This is a genomic window from uncultured Pseudacidovorax sp. (assembly GCF_913773995.1).
Classification (GTDB): domain Bacteria; phylum Pseudomonadota; class Gammaproteobacteria; order Burkholderiales; family Burkholderiaceae_C; genus Xenophilus.
Genome location: NZ_CAJYES010000213.1, coordinates 1 through 2618, shown reverse-complemented (window position 1 = coordinate 2618; position 2618 = coordinate 1). Strand labels below are relative to the sequence as shown.

The window sequence follows — 2618 nt, the reverse complement described above, 5'->3', positions numbered from 1 at the left end:
CAACCCTGGCCTGGGCGCTGCTGCGGCCGGCCCGCCGGGCCTGGATCGAACTGCTGTGGACCGCCGCCGCCGTGCTGGCGCTGCTGCCGGTGCTGAGCTGGCTGACCACCGGCCGCCACCTGCTGGCCAGCCTTCAGGCGGGCGACGGCGTGTTCGCCGGCATGGAGCTCACGCTGTGGGCCCTCGCGGCGCTGCACGCGGTGCTGGCCCTGCGCACGATGCGGCACCAGGCCCGTCTGCCCAGGCTGCGGGCATCGGCGAAGGCGGCCGTCCCGCGGACGCCAGTCGACGGGCTGGCTGCGGAAGGGGGCCGCTGATGCACGCGCTCGTCACGGCACTGCTGCTCGCCGGCTTCGCGCTGCTGGCGGCCGCGATGGAGCGGCACCAGGACGACCTCTTCGGCCGGCCGCTGCCGGCGCGCCTCACCGCGCTGCTGCGGCTGGGGGGCAGCGCCGCGCTGCTGGTCGGCCTGGCCGCCGCCGTGCAGGCCTGGGGCTGGGCGGTCGGTCCGGTGGCGTGGTTCGGTCATCTCAGCGTCGCGGCCGGGGCGGTCGTGCTGGCGCTGGTCGCCTGGGAGCGCCGCCACGCCCGCTGACGGGGCCGGCCTGCGGCGCCGGAAGCCTCGATCTGGAACGACGCTTCTCAGTCGCCGAAGGACGCGGCGAGCGGCGCCTCCAGCACCACGTCGCTGCGGGCCTCGGCCACGCAGGGCAGGATCCAGCCTTCGGCGCGCTCCTCGCGGGTCACGCCCGGCCATTCGATGGTGTGCGCCACGACGCCCTCGCTCACCTGGCACAGGCAGGTGCGGCAGGTGCCGTTGCGGCACGAACTGGGCAGCACCACGCCAGCGTCCTCGGCCGCGCGCAGCAGGCTTCGACCGGCTTGGGCGGTGAAGCGCAGGCCCGAGGGCTGGATGAGGATGCTGTAGGACATGGCAGCAAGCGACGCAGGGGCGCAGTGTAGGGGTGGGGGGCGCCACAGCTGGGCGGCGACAATGGCGGCCCGTTTTTTTAGAAGTTCTGAATGTCTCCGTACGAAGTCTGCCCCGCCGAAACCCGTGACGCCCGCGCCATCGCCGAGATCCACGCCGCTGCGGCCCGGGCCGTCTACCAGGGGCTGGTGCCCGACGACCAGCTCGAAGCGCTGGTCGCGCCCAGCACCCGCGAAGCCAAGTGGCGCCAGGCCATCGAATTCGCCGAGCCGCAGGTGCTGGTGGCCGTGCAGGGCGACCAGGTGGTCGGCTTCGTCGGCTTCGACCGCTCGCGCGACCCCAAGACGCCGCCGACCACCGGCGAGATCTGGGCGCTGTATGTGCACCCCGACCACTGGGGCAAGGGTGTGGCCCTGCAACTGTGGGACGCCGCCTCCGAGGGCCTGGAGGACGAGGGCTGCACCACCGTCACCGCCTGGGTGCCGCTGCGCAACGAGCGCGCCCTCAACTTCTTCGAGCACCAGATCGGCTTCAAGCGTGACATGAAGACCGCCAAGACCACGGCGCTGAACAGCACCGTTCGCATCGAGGAAGTGCGGCTGAAGCGCACGCTGGGTTGACGCCTGCGCTGACGCAGCAGACGCGGCCCATCGCCTACGCTCCCGCGCGCAGCGAGCTTGCGCTGTGCCCCTGACCGAGAACTCCCCGCATGGCCTCCAGTCTCCTCCTGCTGCTCGACGATATCGCCACCGTGCTCGACGACGTGTCGGTGCTCACCAAGGTGGCCGCCAAGAAGACCGCCGGCGTGCTGGGCGACGACCTGGCGCTCAATGCCCAGCAGGTGACGGGCGTCAAGGCCAACCGCGAGCTGCCGGTGGTGTGGGGCGTGGCCAAAGGGTCGCTGCTCAACAAGGCCATCCTGGTGCCGGCGGCGCTGGCCATCGCGTCGTGGTTGCCCTGGCTCATCACCCCGTTGCTGATGGTGGGCGGGGCCTTCCTGTGCTTCGAGGGCGTCGAGAAGCTGGCCCACAAGTTCCTGCACAAGGGTGAGGACGCGCAGGCGCGCCGCGAGCATGTGCAGGCCATGGTGGAGGGGGGCGCCGATCCGGCGCAACTGGAGAGGGACAAGATCAAGGGTGCCATCCGCACCGACTTCATCCTCTCGGCCGAGATCATCGTGATCACCCTCGGCGCCGTGGAAGGACAGCCCTTTCTGACGCAGCTGACCGTGCTGGCCGCCATCGCGGTGTTGATGACCGTGGGTGTCTACGGCCTGGTGGCCGGCATCGTGAAGCTGGACGACCTGGGCCTGTGGCTTACCCGCCGTTCCGGCGCGCTGGCGCGTACCGTGGGCCGCGGTCTGGTGGGCATGGCGCCCTGGCTGATGAAGGCGCTGTCGGTGCTGGGGACGGCCGCGATGTTTCTGGTCGGCGGCGGCATCCTGGTGCATGGCGTGCCGGCCGTGGCCCATGCGGTCGAGGGCTGGGCCCACCAGTTCGGTGGGTTCCCGGGCACGCTGCTCGGGCTGGTGGCCAATGCGGCCATCGGCATCGTGGCCGGTGCCGTCGTGCTCGCCGTGGTCGAGATCGCCAAACGGCTCAAGCGGAGCGCATGAGGATGCCGGTTGGCAGCATGGGCAGGAGTGGCGCTCACCGGCGCCGGCGCCACAGCGCCACGCCCATTAGCG

4 protein-coding genes and 1 pseudogene are annotated in these 2618 nt (G+C 71.5%); 4 read left to right on the top strand and 1 reads right to left on the bottom strand.

What is annotated here, in order from left to right:
- Together QZ772_RS19850 and QZ772_RS19845 are read left to right on the top strand one after the other, a co-directional pair.
- Positions 1–317, top strand: a pseudogene (locus QZ772_RS19850) (PepSY domain-containing protein); the annotation flags it as partial.
- Positions 317–595 (top strand): DUF3325 domain-containing protein, encoded by a 279-nt coding sequence (locus QZ772_RS19845; RefSeq protein WP_295529835.1) that lies wholly within the window; start codon positions 317–319, stop codon positions 593–595. The pseudogene QZ772_RS19850 and the gene QZ772_RS19845, both read left to right, overlap by 1 nt.
- 47 nt (positions 596–642) lie before the next feature.
- On the opposite strand, the gene QZ772_RS19840 is transcribed toward QZ772_RS19845, so the two are convergent.
- On the bottom strand, positions 643–933 hold the full coding sequence (locus QZ772_RS19840) for a 2Fe-2S iron-sulfur cluster-binding protein (RefSeq protein ID WP_295529811.1): 291 nt from the start codon (positions 931–933) through the stop codon (positions 643–645).
- 90 nt (positions 934–1023) lie between these two features.
- Between QZ772_RS19840 and QZ772_RS19835 the strand changes: the two genes are divergently transcribed.
- Both QZ772_RS19835 and QZ772_RS19830 read left to right on the top strand, forming a co-directional pair.
- The gene (locus QZ772_RS19835; RefSeq protein ID WP_295529808.1) at positions 1024–1551 is read left to right on the top strand and encodes a GNAT family N-acetyltransferase; all 528 of its coding nucleotides are present in this window, start codon (positions 1024–1026) and stop codon (positions 1549–1551) included.
- An 89-nt stretch (positions 1552–1640) separates the two neighbouring features.
- Positions 1641–2546, top strand: coding sequence for a DUF808 domain-containing protein (locus QZ772_RS19830; RefSeq protein ID WP_295529805.1), 906 nt, complete (start codon positions 1641–1643; stop codon positions 2544–2546).
- Positions 2547–2618 lie beyond the last annotated feature (72 nt).